Genomic DNA, 23,045 nt, shown 5'->3' on the forward strand with positions numbered 1-23,045 from the left:
CGCCGAACGTTGCGAGGCGGCTTCCTTATGGGATTATCAGTTGTACTTGAACTGCGGCATCGCCTTCAGCTGATCCTTGGTGGCGTTGAAGACCGCGTGATCCGGATACCATTTTTCATCCGCCGACCGATTGGCGCGATTGGCTTCGCCAACCGTGGATTTGTCGGCAGGCGCGGTCGATGACGTGCGGACGGGCTCATTGACCCATCTCAATTTTTCCATCGGCACCGCGACATAATGTTCACCCATGCCGAGGAAGCCCCCAACGCCAAGGACCACGTTATCGACCTTGCCGGACTTGTCGACGATCAGCTCCTGAATGTCGCCAATCTTCTCGTTGTTGTCGTTGTAGACGTTAATGCCGATCACCTTGGAAGCCCGCCACTGGCCATCCCTGTGGACTGCCGTATTGACATTGGACCGATCGGTGGTGGCGTTCTGTGCAAAGGCCGCACCAGTCAAAAGCGTGGCGCCAACCAATGCAGCTGCCAGATAGTTCGATTTCATTTTCATCTCCAGTGTGAGTGTGGGTGTGTCTGTCGTCTTGGTGGATCAACGAAATCAGCTGTTAATGATGCAGCAGCATGATCAAGATGATCAGGGGTATCGGTATTCCGAGCAGCCATAGAAGAATCGGCATAAGATGTTCCTTTCGTTTCCAGGGTTGTTAGCCAAGCCATGCTCTCTTGCCCCAAGTGCCATCACGCAGCCCGCCGCCCTCGGTCGCCGCCAGCGCAGCTGAAAAGGCGCCGATGAAAAGCGAAAGCGTTAGCCAGATCGATAGATGCACGGCAGCTTTGCGGGCCGTTTCGAGATCCGCCTTGACTTGAGCGATCACATCGCCGACGCGCCGGTCCGCCTCGACCTGACTGAGCCCAGTTCGGGCAGCGACCACTTTTGCGATATAGCTACGATCGGCCGGAGAAGGTTCGGCCCCATTGCGGAAGTCGGCCGTCAGTAGCCGACTGAGCTCGCGTCGCGTTTCGGCGCTATTGGTGTTCTCAGGGGAGGGGTTGTTCGGCCGCAGCAGCATATCGACATAGCCATCCATTGGACTCGCGGCCTGCGGCGAGCCGGCCGCCTGCACTGCGCCCGACGTCGCACTACTGATCAACGAACTGGCGGGCGAAGCGAGCAGGATCGCGCCGAGCACGGAAGCCAGTGCCCACGCCAGAAAACCATGCGCGGTATCTCGAAAAAGAACTTCGGAGGACCGCACTCCAATCCATCGGTTGCGCAGCCGGCCCGCCAGATAGCCGCCGACCGCCGACGAGATCATCGCCATCACGATGAAGTAGAGCCCGGTGCCGATTTCGAAACTGGTTGCGGAAACGCCAGAATTGGGCCATGGCGAAACCACGGAAAATCCGAGGCCCGCTCCGAATGCCAATAAAACCGATGTCAACGCGCAGGAAGCGACTGCGCCGGCCACCACAGCCGCCCACGAGACTCCGGCGCTCGATGGCTCCTCAACCTCGCTCACTATCGCCGTGTCTACTTCCCCAATCTCCTCGAGTACCCCAGCGGGTCGCATTACCTGGTCCATAAAAATACTCCCAACATGTTGAATTCGATGTCGGGAAAATGTTGGAATGTGAGGAAAGTTCCTCCAACGGAATTTGGTTTAGCTTGATGTCGCCGCGACGACGCCCACGCTTTCACCCCCGTGTGGTTCGCAGCCGCAAGATGGCGCTGTAGCGGCGCCGTGATAGGCGCTCGCGCTGGCGAGGATCCGCCGGCAACTGGAATCAGCTTTGCGAGGTATCGGCGGCAGGCGTGACCACTTGTCGCGGCAATCTCGTTGGCGGAGTACAATATTGGTCGATCCGGCCACGCACTGGATCGTCCAAACTATCGACCAACTCTGAAACCGACGGCCTAGCTTTGGCGAGGCCGTCGAGATTTTCAGGCAAGCTCTCGGGCGTCCAAATGATCGGGCTCACGGCAACGTCGAAAACCAATCGTCAACGTCCTTGCGGGCTTGATCTTTTGCATAGCCATAACGCTTTTGCAGCCGACCTTCGAGCTGATCGCGCTGGCCGTTGATGGCGGTTAGATCATCGTCCGTCAGCTTGGCCCACTTCTGTTTGACCTTGCCCTTGATCTCTTTCCAATTCCCTCGATTCCAGTCCATGACGCATCCTTCCGTCTTCCAGAATTGGGCAACGCTCCGGTTGGTATCAGGTTCCTAGTCGGCGCTTGAGACCGCGACCGAGCGGCGAAATGAAGGGGCTCCCGAAGGACGAGCACTGCGTTGCGCTGCGGCGAAGGGCTCAATGCGTCGGAACTTTTTGCCGATGAAACCCGTTCTCACTGCGTTGTTAACAAACGGAGCGGACCATGAAATACGCATTGGCAATTATCGCAGTGGCAAGTCTATGCGCCGCTGTACCGGCGAGCGCGGAAGACGTTGGCGTTGGGGTCGGAGTTGGCCCAGTTGGAGCCGGCGTCACAGTAGGCGCGGACCACCGCGATCGAGATCGTGAGCGAACAACCATCATCAAGGAGCGCGAACCCCGTGACACCACGGTTATCAGGGAACGCGAGAGAGAGCCGGATCGTAAGGTCATCATCGATCACGATCGCAACTAAGCGGACGAATTACCTTCCAACCTGTTGTCTGCTTATCGTAAGACTAACCCGCTCGTTGATTTCCATCACGGGCGGGTTTTCGTTTGCCGACGTCATCGGTGCTACTTCCAAAATGGTTTTGCTGACGCAAGCCTCTTGAACGATGCGACGGCGGCAGCCATAACTGTGTTGATGCGGGCTTCCTCCTGGCCCGTGAGGACACCTGCGGCGAACGCCCGTCGAGCGCGGTCCTGGGCTTTTGTACTCGGCGCGGGCTCCGTCGCGATTTCCGCAGTCAAGTGCTCATGCACGCTGATGTCGTTGAGGTCGCCAAGGCAGTCCCGCACTTCCCCGAGCGCCGAGAGGAACGCTGTGCTGTGCGCAGCCTTGACACCTTCTTGCCGGAGAGCACCGTTTCGAAGAATTGGGCCGCATAGCGAAGCTTTTTGGCCTGTATGCGAAGCTTGTGTCGCCTGTGTGGATCTAATTTCGTCAGCAGCCGGCCAGCGCCACTTCGACCTTCGATCCCCCGACCTCGAGCGGGTAGGTCGTTCGGCGCACTCTGGTCTCGAATATCGGCCGCAGCGATGGCCGGTGCGGCGCACCCGAAACGTCACGCCGTTTTTCCGCAGCGCAAACTTGTCCGTGTCGAAGTGAAGTAGAGCGAGACCTGCGTCACCTGTTTCGGAGGCGTCATATGCCGCAGGGAACGAGCTTGCTTAGCCTCATTACCTCCGAGGAGGGAAGCTCAAGCTTGACTTCGGTTTCAACTAGCGGCGGCACGGAAGGCGTTCCCAGATGATGCTTTGACAAGCGCTTGAATGGCCAAAAGTTGCAGACCGCATCCGCACAGCAATGAATTTCCCGAAACGTCGCCGGCGGCGCTGCCCGATTCCTAAAGCCGTTCAATGGCGGTCCGGCGGGCATGGATGTCACTCCAGTCTCAGAGCCGTCAGCCCGCCGGTTCACGCCGGCGGTTTTTTCGGCGATATCGCAACCAAAGAGGTCTGCGAAGGTTCAGGGTTGGCTGGGTGGCCATTTACAGGAGCGCTCCATGTGCGATTACAGCGTACATGCGGTCGCAACTCGTCCCGCAGAGGTCGCGGAAACGTTGGTGTCAACCAAATTCAAATCTACAACGACCAGGGGCTTTGCGAGCCCGGGCAATCCGCAGGTTGCGGTCTGCCTTCGTCCAGGAACCGAGCTCGCATTCGAGAATGACGTTCAAGCCGGCGGTTTTTTGTTTCGGAAGAAAATCGGCGATCGGCTGGCACGGTTTCGCCAGGTCGCCCTCGACCAGCCGAGCCGCCATCACGACGCGCTGGAATTTTCAAATGGTGCAGTCGTTCTGGTCACCGATCTCGCAGTTGGACAACGGGCCACGGTGCTGCAATTGCCTGCAAGCCCAATGGATGAAAAGATTAAGACGTCCCAACCCGCGGCTCGATATGAGGCTGCTGATATCTGACGGGCTTTTCGCGATGCCGACGTACCTGGCCCCTCACGGTTTGGCCCGCCTTGGATCCAAGGCGGGCGGTTGTTGGGCCAATAGACCTACTCTGAAAATCAGGGAATGCTGCCTTTCGGGCAATGACGGTCGGTGACCAGCCGCGGCACCCTGCGCCGATACATTCGATCGAGCGCATGCACCACATCGTTCTTGTCGAGTACCGCTATCAGACGCTCCATGGTTCGCGCCGCGTCAGACTGCCCCGCCTCAATGTATTCCCCAAGGATACGCCTGGCGTCCTCGATAGCGCGCAGGACCGTCTCTTGGTCGGGATTATTCATTACACCGAGCAACTCCACAGAACAGGGATTCAAGATCCGAAAGGCTCGTTGGTTCCGTCGCGCTCTGTAGCACTGCCTCGGCGAGCCATCGCTGATTTTGCAGAAACGCTTTTCGTCAGGGGTCTCTGCGAAGGTGAGGTGGCTCGTCATAGCCGCGCCGGCTGCTATAGAATACAGGGCCATCAGCGCCATGCCGACCAGCGCAACAGCTAGACCGCCTATTACCAACGCTATGTAGTTGTCGGATGGCATCGGTTCGCCCGGGCCCGTAAGACCGGCGTAGGCATACCAACCGACCGTGGCCAACAGCCCCAGCAAAACAGCTATTGCCAAGATGGTGGCGCCCGTGCGCATGGCAGTCTCCATTGGCAGGATAAGCGGTGGCAGAAGATTCGTTCCGGTCCTACGCGGAACAACTCTCTGGCCGCTGGATTATTTATAAGGTTGGGATTGAAGAGCCTAACCCGCATAGCTCCGCCACATCCCCCAGGCCAGGGCTATGCACTGTCCGAAATAAGCGCGAGCCGGCCATGATTGACCCCGTTGAAGATATTTGCGCCCCCGCCGCGATCGAGCGGGCCCTTAGCATCTTTCGAGAGCTGCGCGAGCAAGATCAATCAGTCATTCTGCAGGCGCGAAAGATACTCACGCAGCATATTTACGCGATGATTGACAAGGGCGAGTATGACGAGCAGCGGTTAACCGTGAGCGGTCTTGCGCACCTCAAATCCATCGAGCGCGACCATGCGATAAAATCGGCTCATGGTACTCCAACCAAAAAGCGAAGCCGTAGATCGTCGATTTCAAGCGAAAGTCAGATTTGAGTCTTGCCGGCGCCGGCCGACAAGTACCGCTCCGCGTTCAGCGAGGGCCATAACCATACTTGCGAATTTGCCGGCCGCGCCAACTGAGGAGGACGGTTATGACCACCTTGAGCGCATGCAGGATACTCCTCGCGTCGTTCGTCTCTGGCGCGCCGGCTCGAAGACGGCTCCAAGTGGGTCGCCGAAACTTCCCCAAGTGGGTCGCCGAAACTTCTCCGCGCGAATCAATCCGATCTGTTGAGAAGCCCGGTCAGGGACGTGATCGAGGTTGGATGAGCCGCCAGCCATTCCTCGCTCTGCGCGATGTCCACGTAGTGTGCTGCCATCCTCAAGAGCCGGTCGCGGACCTCGATATTCTCTTCGTGATCCGCCCGGTCAGTAAGTTCAGCAGCGCGCCGCAGGAGTTCCGATGGATCTGTCATCACTCTACCTCAGTATTGAGGGGGCGGGCCGTTGAGATGCGGAAAGCCTCATGCCCTAAGACGCCAAGTCCGCCGACCCTTTACGCGAATGCTTGTCCGAGCTGGGTGCGTTGTTGCTTGAACCGCTTGTACGCCGCAATGGCCCGGTTGGAGAGCGCGAGCCGGCTCGCCGCGCCGGATCATCAGTCCGATGGTGTCGTAGAGAAATCGGCTGGCAACAGCCGCATCTTCAATCTCACCGGTACGTTCAAGATAGTCCCAGGCAATCTGAATTGAGTTCTCTATCAAGACCGGCAGCGGTTCCATTTTTCCATCCTCGAAAGCTTAGTAGAAAACGACTTTCGCAGGCGTCAGTTCCTATTTAACCGGCCGATCTCCCGATCGAGCAACCAAGCCTGGCCTTCGCACAATCCGCATCTTGAATGCACACGCGGAGATCAAATTAGGGCCCGATGATTTCGAAGCCTTGTCGACCGGCTGTTTTGACATTCAGTCGTGGTGGAACGGGCTGGAAGATCGAACGCGGCTTGTGGTTTTTGCAGAACAAGAGAGAAGCAGGGAACGATTGCGTTTTGGAAGCGTTTGCGTCTTCGAATCGTTTGAAGCGCACTGCTACACTGGAGGATCGCAATGGGAATCTTTACGCAAGACATCAAGACGATGGATGACCTTTTCCTGCACGGCTTGCAGGATATCTACTATGCCGAACATCAGATCACCAAGGCGCTGCCGAAGATGATCGACAAGGCCACCAATCGTGATCTCGCCAACGGCTTGAAAGCGCATCTTGAAGAAACAAACAAGCAGATCGAACGGCTGGACAACGTCTTTCAGAAACTCGACAAGAAGCCGAGCAGCACCCAATGCCCGGCGATCGATGGTATCATCAAGGAGGCAGATGAGGTGGTCGGCGAAGTAGCCGACAAGGCCGTGCTTGATGCGGCGATCATCGCCGGTGCACAAGCGGTCGAGCACTACGAGATTTGCCGCTACGGCACCCTGATCGCCTGGGCGCAACAGCTCGGACACGAAGAGGTGGTCCGCTTCCTGACCACCAATCTGAACGAAGAGAAGGCCGCCAATACCAAGCTCAACACCGTGGCGCTTCGCAAGGGCGTCAACAGCAAGGCATCGACCGCAGCTTGATGAGTGAGCGCTACATTGTCGTCCAGCTGAAAGGCTCGAGGGGTTCGGGGTTTTCAGCTGGGCCATGATGCGGACATGACAATGCCTTCCGGGACGGAGACATCAAGGCCGCCGGTCTCAACGACGCGGGACGAGCTTCTCTATCGCCTGCGACAACAATCCCTGCTGGGCGAATTCGGCCGATCCGCGCTACAGACCCGCGACATGAGGCAGATACTGCAGCGTGCCACCGAACTTTGCGCCCAGGGTTTGGAAGCTCGATTCGCCAAGGTGCTGGAATATATCCCGGACGAGAAAAGGCTTCTCATCCGTGCGGGCGTCGGATGGCCGGCTGGCACCATCGATCATGTCTCTCTCGGGGCTGATGTGGAATCGCCCGCTGGTTATGCCTTTCACACCGGGAAGATAGTGATTTCTAACCACCTTCAGGAGGAGACCCGCTTCCGGACGCCGCAGTTGCTGGCGCAGCACGGCGTCAGGCGCGCTATCAATGTGCTCATTGCGCGTGGCGGCGAAGGCCACCTGCCGTTCGGCGTGCTGGAAGTCGATAGTGCTGATCCCGGTCAATTCGATCTTGCGGACGCCGATTTCCTGGCGGGCTTCGCCGGACTACTCGGCATCGCCATAGAGCGGCAGCATGCCGATGCGGAACTTCAATCCTCCCTCGATCACCAGGCCATGCTGACGCGCGAGATGAGCCACCGCGTCAAGAACAGCCTCGCATCGGTGGTGGGGCTGCTTCGCGTCCAGGCCCGCAGCGCCCAATCGGAAGACGTCCAAAATGCCCTCAAGGACGCGGCTTCGCGCATCACCACGATCGCGCAAGTGCACGATCACCTTTGGTGCAGCAAGCAGATCGGATTCGTCGACATCGCCGACTTTGCCGGCGAGCTTTGCCACAAGCTGCAGGAAACCTCGCCCGGCCACAAACTCCACTGCAAATTCGGCAACCTGATGATTTCGGCGGACAAGGCGGTTCCCCTTGGTCTCCTCATCAATGAGCTTGTTACCAATGCCGTCAAACATGCTTACCCCGATGGATCGGGCGAAATCCATGTCTCGGGCGAACAGCGCGGTGAGGATCTGCACGTCGAAATCTCGGATCAAGGAATCGGCCTCCCGAAGGATTTCGATATTGACCAGCCGCGGGCAAGCCTCGGCTTCAAGGTCATCAAGAGTCTTCTCGGTCAACTCGACGGACGCATCACGGTGTCCTCAAACGAACCGAAGGGCGCAGCCATCCAACTGGACGTGCCGCTCGACCTTCCGTCATGACGAAGGAACCAGACCGTATCCGTGCATTCCCCGTGAGGCCACACGCACGGAACGCAGTCGGCCACCAGCGGTTTCGTTCACTCTCGACAGAAGGAACGTGGACCTCGACGCATTAGCGGCCCTCATCATGCGCAGGATTCCTTTTTGGAGAATCGGAACACTCGGCGGGGAATCGAGGCTCAGATCGTGGCAGATACACCGTCAAGACAAGTGGTCCTCATCGTCGAAGACGAAGCCCTGGTCCGCATGACCGCGGTCGACATGATCGAGGAAGCCGGGTTCGAAGTTGTGGAGGCCACGAATGCCGACGAGGCGATCCTCCTGCTTGAGGCCCGGCTCGACATCACCGTGGTTTTCACCGATATCGAAATGCCGGGTTCGATGAACGGCCTGAGGCTCGCTGAGGCCGTCAGGGGCCGATGGCCGCCTATCAAAATAATCGCGACATCGGGCCATTGCGTCGTACGTGACGGCGACCTGCCGTCTGGCGGGCTGTTCTTGGCAAAACCTTACAGCCCTACCCAGATTTCCAGCGCATTACGGGAGGTCACGGCCCAGGCCTAATACTGACAGATACCGAACAGATAACTCGGCACTCCCCATTGAAGGCAGGATGGATAAAAACTGTCCCAACTGTTTTGTCATGCGTGGGTCTGCGTGGCCATCTCGATAGGGCATGGTCCGAAAGCTTGGCTGCTGTGCGGGCGGGGGTCCCAGCTCGGGCGCCTGTCCGGATTTAACGCAACGCCATAAGCACTAGTTTCAGCTTGATGCGTTTTGCGGTTTCACTGGCCTATTTTGAACGCGCCAAACGCCCCGCCTTGCGCGCGACCGCAAGGACGAGGTCGATGGCGGCCGGCTGGAGGTCTCCCGCCACAGCCATCGAAACGTTCATCTACTTGCTTCGTTCTCGGTGGTTCGTTTCCATTCGAAATCGTTAAGTACAGAAGTGCACATACTCGGCAGTCATTTTAGTGTACGTCAGCTCATCACCGCCCGGTCTCGGTAATATTCGGTGACCGAGAGCGTTGTGCTCCTCACCTGATCCATCAGCGGAGCATCACAGGCCTGCTTAGACTCGCCCCAAACCATCGATCGTTGTTTCCGATCGAACGGCCTCGTTGCCCCTAAGTGTCAGGGCCGCATGATGCTGGCACGAATTCAACCTGGTCCTAAGGGATCCATGTGCGGTCGTTCGAATGCCCGAAGTTCGAACATGTCTAGAAAGCGCTGGGCGAGGAGTCGGCGAACACGGGCTGACGGCAGGCGGGCCTAAACCGTCCAAATGAGGAGCGCCGTCATGGTGCGTTTGAAATCGGAATGGACAGAGGAAGACAACGCGCGCCTGAAAGAATTTGTAGCGCAAGGCGCGTCAATCATCCGTGCCGCCGCCGCGCTCGATCGCAGCATTAGGAACGTCCGTATACAGGCGCGAAAGCTCGGAGCGCCGTTCCCTCCAATGCGGATTTTTCGCAAAAAGTTTGTGGATGCGCCGTCGAATTCCTGGCTAAAAAGAACGCGCATTTAGAATAAATGGGGCCACGTCAGTTAGCGGCTTTTTGATATGCCCCCACCAAGCGCCATCTGCCGGGGGCACCTTCTCCGGAGACCATCGCGCCGTTGCGCGTCCGCAGGAAAGCGAGAGCTTGATATGGAGGCTTGATATCATCCGGACAACGAGAGGTGAGGCCCTTCTTTCTTAATTACCAACGGCGATAGCCGCGGTGGTATCCGTACCTCGACGCACCGTATTGCCGACTCCGACGAAGAAGTTGCTCGATCGAGCTTATCGGAGCTAAAGATCCGCCGCACCGGTCCAAGTTGAGGCAGTTTCATCGGCCAGACTTGTTCAAGATTTCTAACGGAGCCTTGTGCTTTGCAAAGGCATGAGTAATTTCCGCACCCAACAGGATGATTTGCGACGAATAATAGACCCATATCAAGATGACAATGATCGATGCTGAGGCCCCGTACGTAGACTCCAATCCTTGCTTGCCGATGTAAAATCCTATGGCGGATTTCCCGAGTTCAAAAAGGACGGCAGTAACGACCGCTCCGAGCCAAACGTCGTACCAATCAACGGCCGCGTCAGGGAGCCACTTGAACATCATCGCAAAAAGCAACGAGATGACGCCAATAGATGCCATAATGGTAACGAGGTGCAAAAGCCACTCCTGCACATGTGGAGCGGCATATTTCCCAAAAGCTGCAAGCCCGGCGGTTACGAGCAGTGATACCAAGAGGAGGAAGCCCAGTGCGAGGACCGCGGCGAGTGAAACGATATAATTACGGATGAAGTGCCAAATGCCGTCGCCCGACGTTTCGCCCACCTCCCAAACGATATTCAGAGCGTCCTTAAGCTGGACCACGACCCCAATGGCTGCGAAGATCACGGCTCCCAGGCCGAGCAGCGTTGCGACAAAGCCCTCTCGGGGCCGACCTGCATCCGCCAACATCGCCTGAACCGCTTTCGCACCGGTGTCCCCAAGCATGTCTTTGATCGAGGACGCCACCCGTCCGCTGACGGCCTCTTGACCGAAAAAGAATCCGGCAACGGCGATGGCGATTACAATGATTGGTCCAAGCGAGAACACCGAGTAATAGGCGAGAGCCGCGCCTTGTCGAGAATCTTTATGGCTGGACCAATTTGCAGCCGCCTCTTTTACAACTGTCCATAACATTGCCGCGCCTTCATTGCCGACGGAAGAACTGTCCTCGATTCGAAGAACCCGATGCCGGTGGAAGGGCAACGGGTTCATCGTAACCCTTGTCCAATTTGACAAGGCGGAAGACTGAAATCCGTTCCCTACATCATGCGTCGTTATTCAGTGTGGGGAGCATAGTCGGGCGTGCATCGTGTTGCGCGGAAGCGCTCTACCGGTTCGACTTCCTTTGCTGGCGGCAATGGAATTACCCGTCTTGCACATCGCCATGGGCCGCGGGTTCTCATCCAACGTGCTGCTGATCCGCATGACGCCGCTATCCCACCGACGTTTCTCGGGTGCCTGGGTAGTTAATCAACACGCAGTTCATGAAGCGCGCAGCAAAGTTGCAACGGTCGTACCAAATTTTTCCGTTGCCACAAACCGACCTTCGTTTCCCGTGTCGTCGGAACCGCGACGGACGCAGAGAAGGCACATCCGAAGCATTATCGTCGCCTGCCAAGAAGATAGCCCTAACGCGCCCCGTTCCTAAGAATAAGAGGGCAGCCGAAGGCCCGCCCTCTTTGACTCATCAGAGTAGACAATCTCGTGAGTCTGGGGAGGGGGATAATCCCGGGCACCACATTGCGGCCCGGTACGCTGGGTTCAGAATCTTTCGCCTAGTGCAATTAGCAGGGCTGCCCGCTCCGTGCTGGCGGTTCCTACCCTCATCTGCTTCCATTGCAGGAAACATGTAGGCCACCTCCGCTACGAAAATGTTTTTCGGTGCCTTCGCGCGGCGACCCTACCTCGCTGGCAAGCCAGCCCCGGCGTCAGTATTCACGATGAGGCTGCTACCTTGGTCGATATGTCTCTGCGACGCGCTGCGGGTAGCGGGTGGGCGAACACCGAAGGCGGTGACCGCCCATAGCTTGATCGAAAGCGAGACACGATTACGCAGTAAGAAAGTTTTCTAGAAATGCGCCTGTGGCCCGCATTGTCGTGTGTCTATTAACCGACCCTAGGCAGATTTCTTCCGCTTTCCGGCAGGGCACAGAGCCGCCTCGCTCGCCGAAGGCCACAGTTGAGGCTTTTGCAAACCCAAGAATCGCTCCGGGAGCGTTCGTTGGGAACTAATGCCATCAGTAGGGGTTCAGGCGTCAAATAAGTTGGTGACAGAGGATTGCGTCATGCCACAGACCGACACCCGTTCGTTGCAGCAGATCAAACGCGAAACAGAGCAAACGCGGGCCGGCCTGACCGATACCGTCGAGCAGCTCCGTACCAACGTGGCGGAGACAGCGAGCGACATCCGCCAGCGCATCAAGCCCGACGCCATCAAGGCGGAGGTGTCGGAGTACATCAAAAGCAGGGGAGAGCGGCTGCTAAACGACGTCACTGCCGCCGCCCGCAGGAATCCGATGCAGGCCGTGGCGGTCGGAGCAAGCGTCGCGTATCCACTGCTGCGGCTGGCGCGAACCATACCGTTCCCGGTGCTGATGGTGGGCGCGGGCCTGTTTCTCGCTGGATCCAAAACCGGGCATTCCGCCACGCGAAAGGCCGGTGAAATGGCGTCCGATATTTCGGATGAGGTCGGCCGTCGGGCCCGCGAATTCGGAGATCAGGTTGGAGAATCGGTATCCGCTGCGAAGGCGTACGCGTCCGACCAGCTTGATCGCGTAAGCGCCGCCGCATCCGGCGGAACCGATCAGGTGAGCCGGGCGGCCGATGCGGCGGGGGCTACGCTCGCCTCGAATTCACAGAAGCTTCAAGAGAAGGCGGCGGAGTCCGGAACCTCAGTGCCCAATCGCGCGACCGATCTTAGGGACGCTGGCATCCGTACAGCCAGTTCGGCCGCCGCGACTGTCCAAGCCTTCGCGTCCGGCGCAACATCTGTCGGTCAGAGGGCGATCGGCACCACCACAGATGCCGGGCTGGATGCTGCCAGGGCGGTCCGTGACAAGGCATCCGATCTCACCGAACGCGCGGGAAAGACTTTCTTCGGAACGATCGAACAAAATCCACTGTTGGTGGCGGGCGTCGGCGTACTGGTCGGCGGTCTGATCGCGGGCGCGCTGCCCCGCTCCGACGTCGAGGATGGCCTCGTTGGCGACGCCAGCACCGAAATAAAGAGACGTGCTCAGGACGCCGCATCGCAAGGTTTCGAGACCGCTAAGAACGCCGTCGGTGAAGTCGTCGACGAAACGACCCGGCAGGCTCAAGAGGAAGACCTTACGCCCGACGGCATAGGAAAGGCCGCACAGGACATCGGACAGCGGGTGCGGCGCGTTGCGGAGACTGCGGTGACGACCGCTTTCGAACCGACACATGACGATCATCAACCAAGCGCTCTAGGAGGGACCAACCATGGCTGACCAAATATTTAGGAGCATGGATCAACCGGGATCTGGCACCGCACCTCATGGCTTCGAAAAAGCCGCCACCGCGGCAAAGACCGTGACCGACCAGGCAGTTTCCGCCGGGCGCGACTTGAAGGACAAGGCGATCGATATGGCCGGGTCTTCCTCGGAAGCGATCAAGGGCCACGCATCGGACTTCGTAGATGCCGCAAAGGATGTCGCATCGCATGCAACGGACAAGCTCAAGCAGACCGTCGACGGTCAGAAGAGCGCCGGCGCGGAATACGTCGGCAGCCTGGCTGATACGATCCGTCGCGCCGCCCGGGAATTTGACAGTGACCTTCCGATTGCCGGAACCTACATCCGGCAGGCAGCCTCTCAGGTCGAAGGCGTCGCCGAGACGATCAGGACGGGAAACTTCAATGATCTGGTGAAGGGTGCACAATCGTTTGCGCGCCGGCAGCCAACCGCGTTCCTCGGAATGGCGGTGCTCGCCGGGTTTGGTGTCGTGCGATTTCTGAAGAGTTCCGCGAATGACACGGAAGGCTCGGGCTCCCGTCAGGACAGATTTGCGGGGAGCGTCCCGAACCAGTCACATGCAGATAACAAAGGTTATCGCGATGAATTCACCAAATAACCGATCGATACCGGAGCTTTTCAGCGATGCGGTCGGACAGCTTGCCAAGCTCGTCGGCAATGAGTTTGAACTGGCACGCGCCGAGCTCTCGGAAAAGGCAAGCCAGGTCGGCCGGGCCGCCGCCATGATCGGCGCGGGCGCAGTCGTCCTGATGCCGGCATTGGTGCTATTGTTATTCGCGGTTTCGGCGGGGTTGATACGGGGCGGGTTTTCTGAGCCCGTCGCCTACCTAGTGACAGGAGCGGGCGCGGCGCTGGTTTCGGCAGCGTTGATAGCAGCTGGATTGAGCCGCCTTTCCGGTGATGCCCTCAAACCCTCGGTGGCGCTCGATCAGGTGCAACGCGACAAGACCGCGGCTAAGGAGATGGTGCGATGAGTGATGTTTCGGAGAAAGGATCGGACTTCATCCGTAATCTCGGTGATGCCGCGCGCCAAAATCCGCTGTCGGCGGCACTGATCGGCATGGGCGTTTTGTGGCTTTTCACTGGTGGCCGAACCGTGGAAAGTGCAGGGGAGTTTGTCCGCAGCCGAGTCGATCGTATTCCGAACGCGGGCAATGGCGGATTCGAGGCCGCCGGTTCCACCCTGAAGTCGGCCGCCGGTTCGATTGGCGGCGGAATCGGTTCAGCGACCGAAACTTTGCAGGAGGGCGCTGCGGCCGCACTCGATAACGCACGCCGCTTCGGAACGAAGCAAGCCAACGCCGTTTCCGACTATGCCGGATCCATTCCCGGAGCAGGTGTGGAGATGTTCGAAACGGCCCGATCCAATCTGACGGAGCTATTCAAGGCGCAGCCATTGGCGTTGGGCGCTGTCGGGCTCGCGATAGGCGCGGGGATTGCAGCCGCGTTGCCGCCGAGCGAGGTGGAAGCCGCTTATCTTGGCGAAACCAGCGACACCGTAAAATCGAAAGCCGCCGAGTTCGCTGCCGAACAAACCGACCGGGCAACCAAAGTTGCAGAAGGAGTGATGGGAGCGGTCGCTGAGGAAGCTCGCAAACAGGGCCTCACCATCGAAGGCGCAAAATCAGCCGCTGCCGAAATCTCGGCAAAAGTCGGCCGCGTCGGCGACGCGGCGGGCAAGAGCATTTCCGACCGGGTGACCTCGACCAAATGATTATACGCGACAGGAAAGTTTGATTTGCTTTGGCACCACGAATACGGCGGGCACGTTCTTCGAAGCTGCCTGAGGAATCGGCCGAGTGATGTTTTGATAGTTCCAGTATTACGTTTTGAACAGCATTTTCGGCGAAAGAGTCGGTGCGCTCTAGGAACATTTAGGAGCACTACGGATTGAAGAAACAATCGAAAACTTAGGAGGACACCATGGCTATTGAAGATCGAGAGACGGGAAATCTCATTGGCAGTGACAAGGTGGAGGGCACTGCGGTTTATGGAGCGGACAACCAGAAGATCGGCTCCATCCAGCGGGTCATGATCGACAAAACGAGTGGTAAAGTCTCCTATGCTGTATTGAGCTTTGGCGGCTTTCTGGGCATCGGCGATGACTATTATCCCTTGCCCTGGCAGTCGTTGAAGTACGATACCAACCTTGGTGGCTAGGCTCAGCCTCTGGGCTCCGCTCCTTCCAAGTAGCGCTGAGACCTGTTTCTGGATCGTGGGGTCGTGGAAAGTGTGGCACCGGCTAAAAGGCAGTGCATTTCATCTTGCCTTTTCTCCAGACGGCAAAAGTCTAGTAGACTCTGTGCGGGGACTTAGGTTTTGGAAGTTGGACGGCTTCGAGCCGCGTCAACAATTCCAGATTCCAGATCACGACGTTGGCGGCGTATGCAGTTTGATCTACTCGCCGAACGGTCGAATGGTTGCATCAGGCTGCTATGATCGAATTATCCGCCTTTGGGATGCCGAATCTGGAAGCCTCATTCGTGAACTAGTGGACGACGAGGTTCAATCGCGATCCGACTCTGGCGTTGTTCATTTAGATAGCGGCCGCTCTATTGATACCGATATGTACGCCGTGCGAACACTAGCCTTCTCGCCCGACGGGAGCATTCTAGCGACCGGACGTAATGACGGAATCATCCGTCTTTGGAACACTGATCCACGTTTTGATCGTGCGCGCGCGAGGATTAAAGCTCTGTCGGATGACGCTTACAAAGCTTCGTGACGCGCGGAGTGTAGGGAACGCGTCGCGCTTCTTAGCAAAGTGCCGACGATGGCCGAGTGGATTGAAGGTTAGCAAGCCGTTGTAGTACTCGCGAAGCAGTCGAGCTGATTTGGGCATGTTTTATCGGCGTTTCTGCAGTTGCCCTTCGTCTCCCCCTAGCGAGCGCCAAAAGATTGTTCCGACCCACAAATAGCGTTGGCGCTGGGATACTCGGGTGGTATCAAGCCAAGCGGCAGACGTTCAAGTTATTCAATAAAAATGCGGGTTTCTGTTAGCCGGCAGGTCCTCTCTTCGGGCGCACCAGCGCCGAAGAGATTTACGTGGAGCGCGAGCCGGACGCCTACGACGTCTCAGGGTTTTGCAGCCGCAAGCACTTGATTGATTAGATCCGCGATGCTGTTGCAGCCTGCTTCGCGAGAGCCTTGGTGATCTGCTGCGCCGCTTTGGTAATGATTGGGACGAACTCACGCTTCGCCTGAGTGATCGTCCAGCGTGCAGTTGGAACAGCGATGTTGACCGCTCCAAGCACCCGGCCGTCATGACCGAATACCGGCGCCGCAATCGACAAGTCGCCAACGAAGGCTTCCTGATTATTGATGCAAAGGCCTCGCTTACGCACGTCGGCGAGAATCCTCAAAAGGGCTGCCATTCCGGTTACGGTATGAGGCGTCTTCTTCTCGCGGAGCGACTTCTCTAAAATCGCCTTAGCCTCGTCCTCTTCGAGATTTGCAAGAATCGCCCGTCCCGGCGCGGTGCAATAGGCCGGCAGACGGGAGCCGACGGCAAGATTGACGCAGACAACGTGACGGCTGGGGAAACGCAGAACGTACACGACGTCTTCCCGATCCAGAACCGTGAGGTTGACCATTTCACCCGACTCACGGTTTGCGGCGTCGAGGAACGGCCTTGCCTGATCACGAATGAAATCAGCGCTGAGATATGCGCGCCCGAACTCGAGCATCTTGGGGGCAAGGCTGTATGATTTGGTGGTCGCATCTTGATTGACATATCCAAGTGCCCGCAACGTAAAGAGGAAGCGCTGTGTCGCGCTTCTGCCAAATCCGGTCAGCGGCGCAAGCCCCGATAGTCCGACCGGACGCCCGGCCCGGTTGAGAGCCTCGAGAACGCGAAAGGCCTTCTCAACCGAAGCAACGTACAGGCCGCTATCGGCGTTGTCGCTGCCGCAAGGGGCTGCGCTGCGTGACTCGGCCCTGGGGCGGCCCGGGCGGGATCGGATCATATCAACTCCGTGATTATTCCTGGGAGCGCAAGGCCTGGTAGAGGTTCGCCGATTTTCCTGTTGCACCACGGAACGCTCGCTCATCGTTGACAGAGTGATTGTATAGCGATTTACTAAGATCGCAATGCGATAGTCATTCACGGAGTCCGATTGCAATGCGAGCGGTAGCCTGGCGGTTTGCGCGGCCGTCTAAGATCGTCCGGAAAGCCAGCGTTTCAATTGAGCGAGCTGGGGTTGGGTAGCTTATCCCTGAAAAATCCGGCCGGTTGAAGCTCCTCCCGTAAAACAAGAAGCAGATCGAAGATGAACAAGAATGACGTGTTCTGGTGGATGGCGGCGCCATTGGCGAAGTTGCCTCAGATTCCGGTACGACCCACAGCGGACGTCGTCATCGTCGGAGCCGGATATACGGGCTTGAGTGCGGCCATCCGGCTCGCGCGTGCCGGACGCTACGTTCTAGTGTTCGACCGGGATCATCCGGGCGAAGGCGCCTCGACGCGCAACGGTGGAATCACGAGCGGCAATCTTCGTCCAGGTTTCGCCGAGCTCAGCCGACGCTTCGGTACACAGCGGGCTTCGGCCATCGTCGCCGAATCCAAGGCTGCTCGCGAAGATCTCTATCGCTTTATAGCTGAGGAAAAGATTGCTTGCGATTTCGCCCTTACAGGACGCTTTGCCGGAGCGTCTGCGCCAGCCGACTACGAGAGGTTGGCGCGTGAAGCGGAGATGTTGAACCGGACACTCGGCATCGAAGCCCACGCAGTCCCTCTCGCGGACCAGCGGGCAATGCTCGGAACCGACTATTATTTCGGCGGTGCGGTGCGCATGGACATCGGCGGACTGCATCCCGCTAAGCTGCACCGGGGCATGCTGGACCTTGCAATTGCAGCAGGCGTAATTGTGCATGCGAAAACCGCTGTCCTTGGCATTCGCAGCGACCGTGAGGGGTTCGAGGTCAAAACTGCCCGCGCCTCAGTCCGCGCACGGGACGTCATTGTCGCCGTGAATGGGTATGTCGACGCATCCGACCGCTGGCTGCGCCGGCGACTCGTTCCGGTGCGCAGCCGCATCATTGCGACCGAGCCATTGTCGCCGAACCTGATGGTGGAGCTGATGCCGCGGCGGATGATGTGCAGCGAGACGCGCAAGCTTCACTATTATTACAGACCCTCGCCGGACGGCGACCGTATTCTGTTCGGTGGCCGCGATGGCACGATCGCCGGAGATCCCGATTGGCCCACCGAGAGCCTTCGCCGCGCCCTTGTCGACATCTTTCCGGTGCTCGATGAGACTAGGATCACGCATACATGGTTCGGCAATGTCGCGATGAACCGGGACATGGTGCCGCGCATATTCACAAAATCCGGTCTTCGGTATGCCGCGGGCTACTGCGGTTCCGGTGTCGTTTGGGCGCGCTGGGCCGGCGAGAAGGCCGCCCGGCAAATCCTTGGCGACGCATCGGCTGCATCGGCCCTGGATTTTCGTCCTCCCGCGGCTGTCCCGCTGTTTAACGGCAAGCCTTGGTTTATGCCGGCGGTATTCGGTTGGCTCAGCCTGCAGGATAAGCTCGCTCGCCGGCGATTGCCGGCGACGCGGCAGGCCGGACCGCCGTCAAGGCCGGCTCGGTGAACTCATATGCCTGACTTCGTGCAAGTTCGGGCAACGATGTGAAACGATAAATTTAGGGGGATTTATGATCGAGAATCTGAGCAAGCGTCCTTCGCGTCGCCGGGTGATCGCAACGATCGGTGGAGCGATTCTGGCGACGCCCTATGTGTGGTCAAAGCGTGCCTGGGCCGCTCTGCAACTTCCTGTTCGCACGCCAGGCGGAAGCTTTGACGAAATCAAACGTGAACATGTGTATGAGCCATTTCGAAAGGCAACCGGTATCGAGATTATTCCGGTCCCTGCGACGGTCCCCAAGCTTCTGGCTATGCATCGGGCAGGCCAGATGGAAGTCGACCTGATCGATACTGGAGATGATGCGCTGCTTGAACTCCATCTCGCCGGAGCGCTGATGCCGATCGACTACGGCGCTTTCAGGTTGACGAACCCCGATGATCTGGATTCTGCGGTGAAGAGAAAGGAGCAGGTCGGAAATTTCGTTTACGCGATGGTCAAGGGATTTCGCGTCGACGTCTTTCCGAAAGGTAAGGAGCCAAAATCCTGGGAGGAGTTCTGGGATATCAAGGCTTTTCCCGGACCGCGCACCATGTCGGACATGGCGTCGGGTGCACCCAATCTCGAATTCGCACTCATCGCCGATGGCGTGGTGCCAGACAAGGTCTATCCCATCGACATCGATCGGGCGTTCAAGTCGATGTCGCGCGTCCGGCCAGCTGTCACGAAATTCTGGGACACAGGGGCGCTTTCTACGCAGATGTTGATCGACAAGGAGGTCGTCCTCGCTTCGCTCTGGAGCACCCGTCTTGGCGTCGCCATCGACAGGGGCGCGCCGCTCGGGGCGCAATGGAAAGAGAACATGGTGCTGATCCAGTCCTATGGCATTCCGACCGGCTCTCGAAATGTCCAAGCAGCGCAACAGTTTATAGATTTCAGTCTGCAGCCCGACATTCAGGCGAACTGGATGCGTGCCTACAAGGCCGTCCCTGTAAACCGCAAGGCCTATGCATCAACCGCCCCCGAACTGATCAATCCGCAAACGAACCAGCCTTGGACCCAATCAGGTTTTCCGCAGGACATCGATTGGTGGGCCGCAAACCGCAATCGGGTGAACACCGCCTGGTCCAAATGGATCGTTGGTTAGCACGCTCTTCCATTCACGAAAAAGCAGCAAGAAGGAAAAGGAAACTCATGTTTACGGTTGTCGATACGGGACTCGCGCAGTCCAAGGCGCCGGTCAATGGAACGGTACGCGCAGGCAACATGATTTACACCGCACAGGTCCCGCGCGATCCGAAAACCGGCGAGATGACTGGCGGGGACATCAAGGTTCAGATGCGGCAGACCATGACCAATCTCAAGCAGGCCATCGAAGCCGGTGGCGGAAGGCTCACCGATGTCGTTCAGGTTCTCGTCTATCTCATTGATGGGGCAGATGGCGCCGGCATGAACGAGGTCTACAAGGAGTTTTTTCCGGCTCCCTATCCCAGCCGGGCGACTGTCGTCGTGAAAGAGCTCATGGGCCCCACGATGCGGGTTGAACTCATCGCTCATGCCTATCTCGGTTCGTAGCGACATGAGCGCTTTGCTCTCGATCATCATGCCGCGGGTCCGAAATTCATGAGCGCGGTACAGCCATTGACGATGGGGGAGGGGGCAATCTCGTTACGTGCGGTGACGAAGCGCTATGGCGAAGAGCGCGTTGTCGACAATGTGTCCCTCGACATCAAGCCGGGGGAATTCTTCTCGCTTCTGGGCCCGTCCGGCTCCGGCAAGACCACCACGTTGATGATTATTGCCGGCTTTGCAGACGTGGACGAAGGGCAAGTTCAGGTCGATGGCGTCGATATTGCCGGCGAGTTGCCGCAGAAGCGCGGCTTTGGAATGGTGTTCCAGAATTACGCGATCTTTCCTCACCTCAACGTCTTTGAAAATGTTGCCTTTCCTTTGCGGACCCGACGCGTGCCTGCCGAAGAAATCAAACGGCGTGTTGCGGAAGCTCTGGCGTTGGTGCGCCTTGAGCGGTTTGGCGAGCGTTTCGGCCCCCAATTGTCCGGCGGTCAGCAGCAACGTGTCGCCATCGCTCGCGCGATCGTATTCGATCCGAAGGTCGTTCTTATGGACGAGCCTCTCGGCGCGCTGGACAAGAACCTTCGCTACCAGATGCAAGTCGAGATCAAGGATATTCAGCGCCGCCTCGGAATGACGGTCGTGTACGTCACCCACGATCAGGAGGAGGCGATGAATATGTCGGATCGAATCGGGATCATGAACGGCGGGCGGGTCGAGCAGGTCGGTACGCCCCTGGCGATCTACGAGGAGCCGGCGAACACGTTCATTGCGCGATTCTTGGGCCAGGCAAATCTCATCGCGGGTGAGCTCAAGGGGGTTTCCGACGGTGTCGGCACGTTTGCGATAGCCGACCGCTCGATCGTTCGGGCGCGGGTGAACGTATCGCCGGCTGCCGCCCCGAACCTGTTTGTCCGACCCGAACGCATATCATTGCACGACAATGCGCGGGCTGGGCCCGACACCGGAATCAATCGGGTGGCCGGCCGCGTCCGGCGCATGTCCTTCCTCGGCAACATCGTGCGCTATACCGTTGATGTAAGCGGCGCCGAGTTCACGGTTGACGTTCAGAATTCCGGGGCAAGGCGCTTCGCCGTTGATCAACCGGTTGCATTATCGTGGGCCGTCGACGACAGCCTGCTTCTTGAGGGACGATCATGACCGCGCGGCGGCTTTCCGGTCCGATCCTGCTGCTTGCGCCCGCTATCGTCATGCTCGGGCTGCTCTTCATAGCGCCGCTGCTCTGGTTCTTCATCAGCGTGTTCTCGCAGGAGAAGAGCCTTGCAGATCTCGCCGAACGCTTCGCTGATGTGCTGACGTCCCGACCCGTTATGCTGGCGCTGATCACGACGAACTGGATTTGCATGCTGGTGACGGCGACCGCTCTCGTGGTGGGCTATCCGATCGCCTACTATATGGCAAACCGTACTGGCTGGCGTTTCGCGCTTGTACTCTTTTGTATCATCGTGCCCTATTTCACCAGCGTGATCGTGCGGACCTATTCCTGGATGGTTTTGCTCGGGCGCAACGGCATCATCAATCAGGCGCTGCAGTCGATGGGATTGATCGACGTGCCGCTACAACTCCTGTACAACAAACTCGGCATCATGATCGGGATGACCTATGTCCTCCTGCCTTACATGATCCTCACGCTTTATGCCGCGATGCGCGGGATTGATCCCACGCTGACGCGCGCAGCTTTCGGGCTTGGCGCAAGTCGCCTCTACACATTCTGGCGGGTCTACTTCCCGCTCAGCTTGCATGGCGTGATCTCCGGCTCGCTAATCGTCTTCATCCTTGCCATTGGATTCTTTCTGACGCCGGCCTTGATGGGGGGTCCGGCAGACGTAATGATTGCCATGCTGATCCAACGATCCGTCGAGATCACGCTGGATTGGACGACCGCTGCGGTCATGTCCCTGGTGCTCCTGGTCGTTACTCTCGTCCTCTACAGCGTCTATTACCGATTGACGGACGTACGCCAGATGATGGGAGCTTGAGATGGCGACCCGGCCAAGCTTCGCACTCCCATTCTACATCGGTATCGCCTGTCTCGTCATGATTATCCCGATCGTGATCGTATGTGTTCTCGCATTCAGCGGCGACGGGTATCTGCGGTTTCCGCCGCAATCGTTTTCGCTTCGATGGTTCGCTACGTTTTTTGGCGACGGTCGCTGGCGTCAGTCCCTCTGGTCGAGCGTCTTCATCGCCCTCATTGCCTGCACGAGCTCGACCATACTCGGCTTCCTCGCGGCCTATGCGCTGGTGCGGGGTGAGTTTAAGGCGAAGAAGTTTCTACTGTCGTTCATGTTGTTGCCGGTGATCGTTCCGCACGTCATCACGGCAATCGCGATGTATTTCCTTACCGCCCGGTTCGGTCTCGTCGGCAATCTCGTATGGATTGGGCTCTGCCATGCTGTCGTGACGCTGCCGGTCGTTCTGTTGATTCTTCTCGCGTCGCTGCAGTCGGTGAACATCAATCTGGAGCGAGCCGCACTCGGGCTGGGCGGCAACCGCCTTTATGTTTTCAGGAGGATTGTGATTCCCCTGGCTTTCCCGGGCATTCTCTCCGCGGCGCTCTTTGCCTTTCTCGCGTCGTTCGACGAACTCGTCATCTCGCTCTTCCTCGCCGGTGTCCGTGCTCAGACGCTGCCGGTGCGAATCTGGAACAGCCTTCATCTGGATATCGAGCCGGTGGTCGCCGCCGTCAGCGCATTTCTTATCGCCGTCACGGGGGCCGTTCTCCTGCTTGATGGCGTCATTCGCGGCATACGCGTTCGCAGGTCCGAAGGATCGGACCGATGAGTTACCCCCACAT

Annotated in this window: 26 protein-coding genes and 1 pseudogene; 19 read left to right on the forward strand and 8 right to left on the reverse strand. The window is 58.3% G+C overall.

Annotation, left to right across the window (positions count from 1 at the left end; genetic code table 11):
- Positions 1-36: 36 nt before the first annotated feature.
- From B5525_RS18980 to B5525_RS18990, 3 genes are all read right to left on the reverse strand, one after another.
- On the reverse strand, positions 37-507 hold the full coding sequence (locus B5525_RS18980; RefSeq protein ID WP_079567377.1) for a PRC-barrel domain-containing protein: 471 nt from the start codon (positions 505-507) through the stop codon (positions 37-39).
- Positions 508-667: 160 nt separating this feature from the next.
- A complete protein-coding gene (locus B5525_RS18985) occupies positions 668-1,546 on the reverse strand; it encodes a hypothetical protein (protein ID WP_244567949.1) in 879 nt (292 codons plus the stop codon).
- Between the two features lie 393 nt (positions 1,547-1,939).
- A complete protein-coding gene (locus B5525_RS18990) occupies positions 1,940-2,134 on the reverse strand; it encodes a CsbD family protein (protein ID WP_079567378.1) in 195 nt (64 codons plus the stop codon).
- Between the two features lie 206 nt (positions 2,135-2,340).
- Here B5525_RS18990 and B5525_RS18995 point away from each other — a divergent pair, with 206 nt between their 5' ends.
- A complete protein-coding gene (locus tag B5525_RS18995; RefSeq protein WP_079567379.1) occupies positions 2,341-2,592 on the forward strand; it encodes a hypothetical protein in 252 nt (83 codons plus the stop codon).
- Positions 2,593-2,866: 274 nt separating this feature from the next.
- Here B5525_RS18995 and B5525_RS47850 read toward each other — a convergent pair whose 3' ends face one another.
- On the reverse strand, positions 2,867-3,160 hold the full coding sequence (locus B5525_RS47850) for a CHAD domain-containing protein (protein WP_079567380.1): 294 nt from the start codon (positions 3,158-3,160) through the stop codon (positions 2,867-2,869).
- A 465-nt stretch (positions 3,161-3,625) separates the two neighbouring features.
- Here B5525_RS47850 and B5525_RS19005 point away from each other — a divergent pair, with 465 nt between their 5' ends.
- Entirely contained in the window at positions 3,626-4,039 is a 414-nt protein-coding gene (locus B5525_RS19005; RefSeq protein ID WP_079567381.1) for a hypothetical protein, read from the forward strand.
- A 98-nt stretch (positions 4,040-4,137) separates the two neighbouring features.
- On the opposite strand, the gene B5525_RS47505 is transcribed toward B5525_RS19005, so the two are convergent.
- Complete coding sequence (locus B5525_RS47505) at positions 4,138-4,716, reverse strand: hypothetical protein (RefSeq protein WP_338075290.1); 579 nt, start codon at positions 4,714-4,716, stop codon at positions 4,138-4,140.
- A gap of 176 nt (positions 4,717-4,892) precedes the next feature.
- On the opposite strand from B5525_RS47505, the gene B5525_RS19020 reads away from it, so the two are divergent.
- Positions 4,893-5,186: a hypothetical protein gene (locus tag B5525_RS19020; RefSeq protein WP_079567383.1), complete on the forward strand. Its 294-nt coding sequence runs from the start codon at positions 4,893-4,895 to the stop codon at positions 5,184-5,186.
- Between the two features lie 224 nt (positions 5,187-5,410).
- On the opposite strand, the gene B5525_RS19025 is transcribed toward B5525_RS19020, so the two are convergent.
- Positions 5,411-5,608 (reverse strand): hypothetical protein, encoded by a 198-nt coding sequence (locus B5525_RS19025; protein ID WP_079567384.1) that lies wholly within the window; start codon positions 5,606-5,608, stop codon positions 5,411-5,413.
- Between the two features lie 630 nt (positions 5,609-6,238).
- Between B5525_RS19025 and B5525_RS19035 the strand changes: the two genes are divergently transcribed.
- The 4 genes from B5525_RS19035 (at position 6,239) to B5525_RS19050 (ending at position 9,557) form a co-directional block, all read left to right on the forward strand.
- Entirely contained in the window at positions 6,239-6,754 is a 516-nt protein-coding gene (locus B5525_RS19035; RefSeq protein ID WP_079567385.1) for a ferritin-like domain-containing protein, read from the forward strand.
- A 75-nt stretch (positions 6,755-6,829) separates the two neighbouring features.
- Positions 6,830-8,029 (forward strand): sensor histidine kinase, encoded by a 1,200-nt coding sequence (locus B5525_RS19040; RefSeq protein ID WP_079567386.1) that lies wholly within the window; start codon positions 6,830-6,832, stop codon positions 8,027-8,029.
- Between the two features lie 246 nt (positions 8,030-8,275).
- Positions 8,276-8,593, forward strand: coding sequence for a response regulator (locus B5525_RS19045; protein WP_244568055.1), 318 nt, complete (start codon positions 8,276-8,278; stop codon positions 8,591-8,593).
- A gap of 736 nt (positions 8,594-9,329) precedes the next feature.
- Positions 9,330-9,557 carry a hypothetical protein gene (locus tag B5525_RS19050; RefSeq protein WP_079567387.1) on the forward strand — a complete coding sequence of 76 codons (228 nt, stop codon included), beginning with the start codon at positions 9,330-9,332 and terminating at the stop codon, positions 9,555-9,557.
- A gap of 304 nt (positions 9,558-9,861) precedes the next feature.
- Here B5525_RS19050 and B5525_RS19055 read toward each other — a convergent pair whose 3' ends face one another.
- A complete protein-coding gene (locus B5525_RS19055) occupies positions 9,862-10,788 on the reverse strand; it encodes a YihY/virulence factor BrkB family protein (protein WP_244567950.1) in 927 nt (308 codons plus the stop codon).
- Positions 10,789-11,861: 1,073 nt separating this feature from the next.
- Between B5525_RS19055 and B5525_RS19060 the strand changes: the two genes are divergently transcribed.
- The 6 genes and pseudogenes from B5525_RS19060 (at position 11,862) to B5525_RS19085 (ending at position 15,795) form a co-directional block, all read left to right on the forward strand.
- Positions 11,862-13,046 carry a hypothetical protein gene (locus B5525_RS19060; protein ID WP_079567388.1) on the forward strand — a complete coding sequence of 395 codons (1,185 nt, stop codon included), beginning with the start codon at positions 11,862-11,864 and terminating at the stop codon, positions 13,044-13,046.
- A 16-nt stretch (positions 13,047-13,062) separates the two neighbouring features.
- The gene (locus tag B5525_RS19065; RefSeq protein ID WP_197687934.1) at positions 13,063-13,668 is read left to right on the forward strand and encodes a YtxH domain-containing protein; all 606 of its coding nucleotides are present in this window, start codon (positions 13,063-13,065) and stop codon (positions 13,666-13,668) included.
- Positions 13,652-14,044, forward strand: a complete 393-nt coding sequence (locus B5525_RS19070; RefSeq protein ID WP_079567389.1) for a phage holin family protein — start codon at positions 13,652-13,654, stop codon at positions 14,042-14,044. The genes B5525_RS19065 and B5525_RS19070 overlap by 17 nt, the downstream gene beginning before the upstream one ends.
- Positions 14,041-14,784, forward strand: a complete 744-nt coding sequence (locus B5525_RS19075; RefSeq protein ID WP_079567390.1) for a hypothetical protein — start codon at positions 14,041-14,043, stop codon at positions 14,782-14,784. Before B5525_RS19070 ends, B5525_RS19075 begins: the two co-directional genes overlap by 4 nt.
- 209 nt (positions 14,785-14,993) lie before the next feature.
- A pseudogene (locus B5525_RS19080) lies at positions 14,994-15,227 on the forward strand (PRC-barrel domain-containing protein); the annotation flags it as partial.
- 169 nt (positions 15,228-15,396) lie between these two features.
- Positions 15,397-15,795, forward strand: a complete 399-nt coding sequence (locus B5525_RS19085; protein ID WP_154073306.1) for a WD40 repeat domain-containing protein — start codon at positions 15,397-15,399, stop codon at positions 15,793-15,795.
- Positions 15,796-16,177: 382 nt separating this feature from the next.
- Here B5525_RS19085 and B5525_RS19090 read toward each other — a convergent pair whose 3' ends face one another.
- Complete coding sequence (locus B5525_RS19090; RefSeq protein WP_172899925.1) at positions 16,178-17,035, reverse strand: IclR family transcriptional regulator; 858 nt, start codon at positions 17,033-17,035, stop codon at positions 16,178-16,180.
- A gap of 303 nt (positions 17,036-17,338) precedes the next feature.
- Between B5525_RS19090 and B5525_RS19095 the strand changes: the two genes are divergently transcribed.
- The 6 genes from B5525_RS19095 (at position 17,339) to B5525_RS19120 (ending at position 23,032) form a co-directional block, all read left to right on the forward strand.
- Positions 17,339-18,664, forward strand: coding sequence for an NAD(P)/FAD-dependent oxidoreductase (locus tag B5525_RS19095; RefSeq protein WP_079567394.1), 1,326 nt, complete (start codon positions 17,339-17,341; stop codon positions 18,662-18,664).
- A 64-nt stretch (positions 18,665-18,728) separates the two neighbouring features.
- Positions 18,729-19,802, forward strand: a complete 1,074-nt coding sequence (locus B5525_RS19100) for an extracellular solute-binding protein (protein ID WP_079567395.1) — start codon at positions 18,729-18,731, stop codon at positions 19,800-19,802.
- 47 nt (positions 19,803-19,849) lie between these two features.
- The gene (locus tag B5525_RS19105) at positions 19,850-20,230 is read left to right on the forward strand and encodes a RidA family protein (protein ID WP_079567396.1); all 381 of its coding nucleotides are present in this window, start codon (positions 19,850-19,852) and stop codon (positions 20,228-20,230) included.
- Between the two features lie 48 nt (positions 20,231-20,278).
- Positions 20,279-21,388: an ABC transporter ATP-binding protein gene (locus B5525_RS19110; RefSeq protein WP_079567397.1), complete on the forward strand. Its 1,110-nt coding sequence runs from the start codon at positions 20,279-20,281 to the stop codon at positions 21,386-21,388.
- A complete protein-coding gene (locus B5525_RS19115) occupies positions 21,385-22,227 on the forward strand; it encodes an ABC transporter permease (protein WP_079567398.1) in 843 nt (280 codons plus the stop codon). Before B5525_RS19110 ends, B5525_RS19115 begins: the two co-directional genes overlap by 4 nt.
- A 1-nt stretch (position 22,228) precedes the next feature.
- The gene (locus B5525_RS19120; RefSeq protein ID WP_079567399.1) at positions 22,229-23,032 is read left to right on the forward strand and encodes an ABC transporter permease; all 804 of its coding nucleotides are present in this window, start codon (positions 22,229-22,231) and stop codon (positions 23,030-23,032) included.
- Positions 23,033-23,045 lie beyond the last annotated feature (13 nt).

Source organism: Bradyrhizobium erythrophlei, from assembly GCF_900129505.1.
Lineage (GTDB): Bacteria > Pseudomonadota > Alphaproteobacteria > Rhizobiales > Xanthobacteraceae > Bradyrhizobium > Bradyrhizobium erythrophlei_D.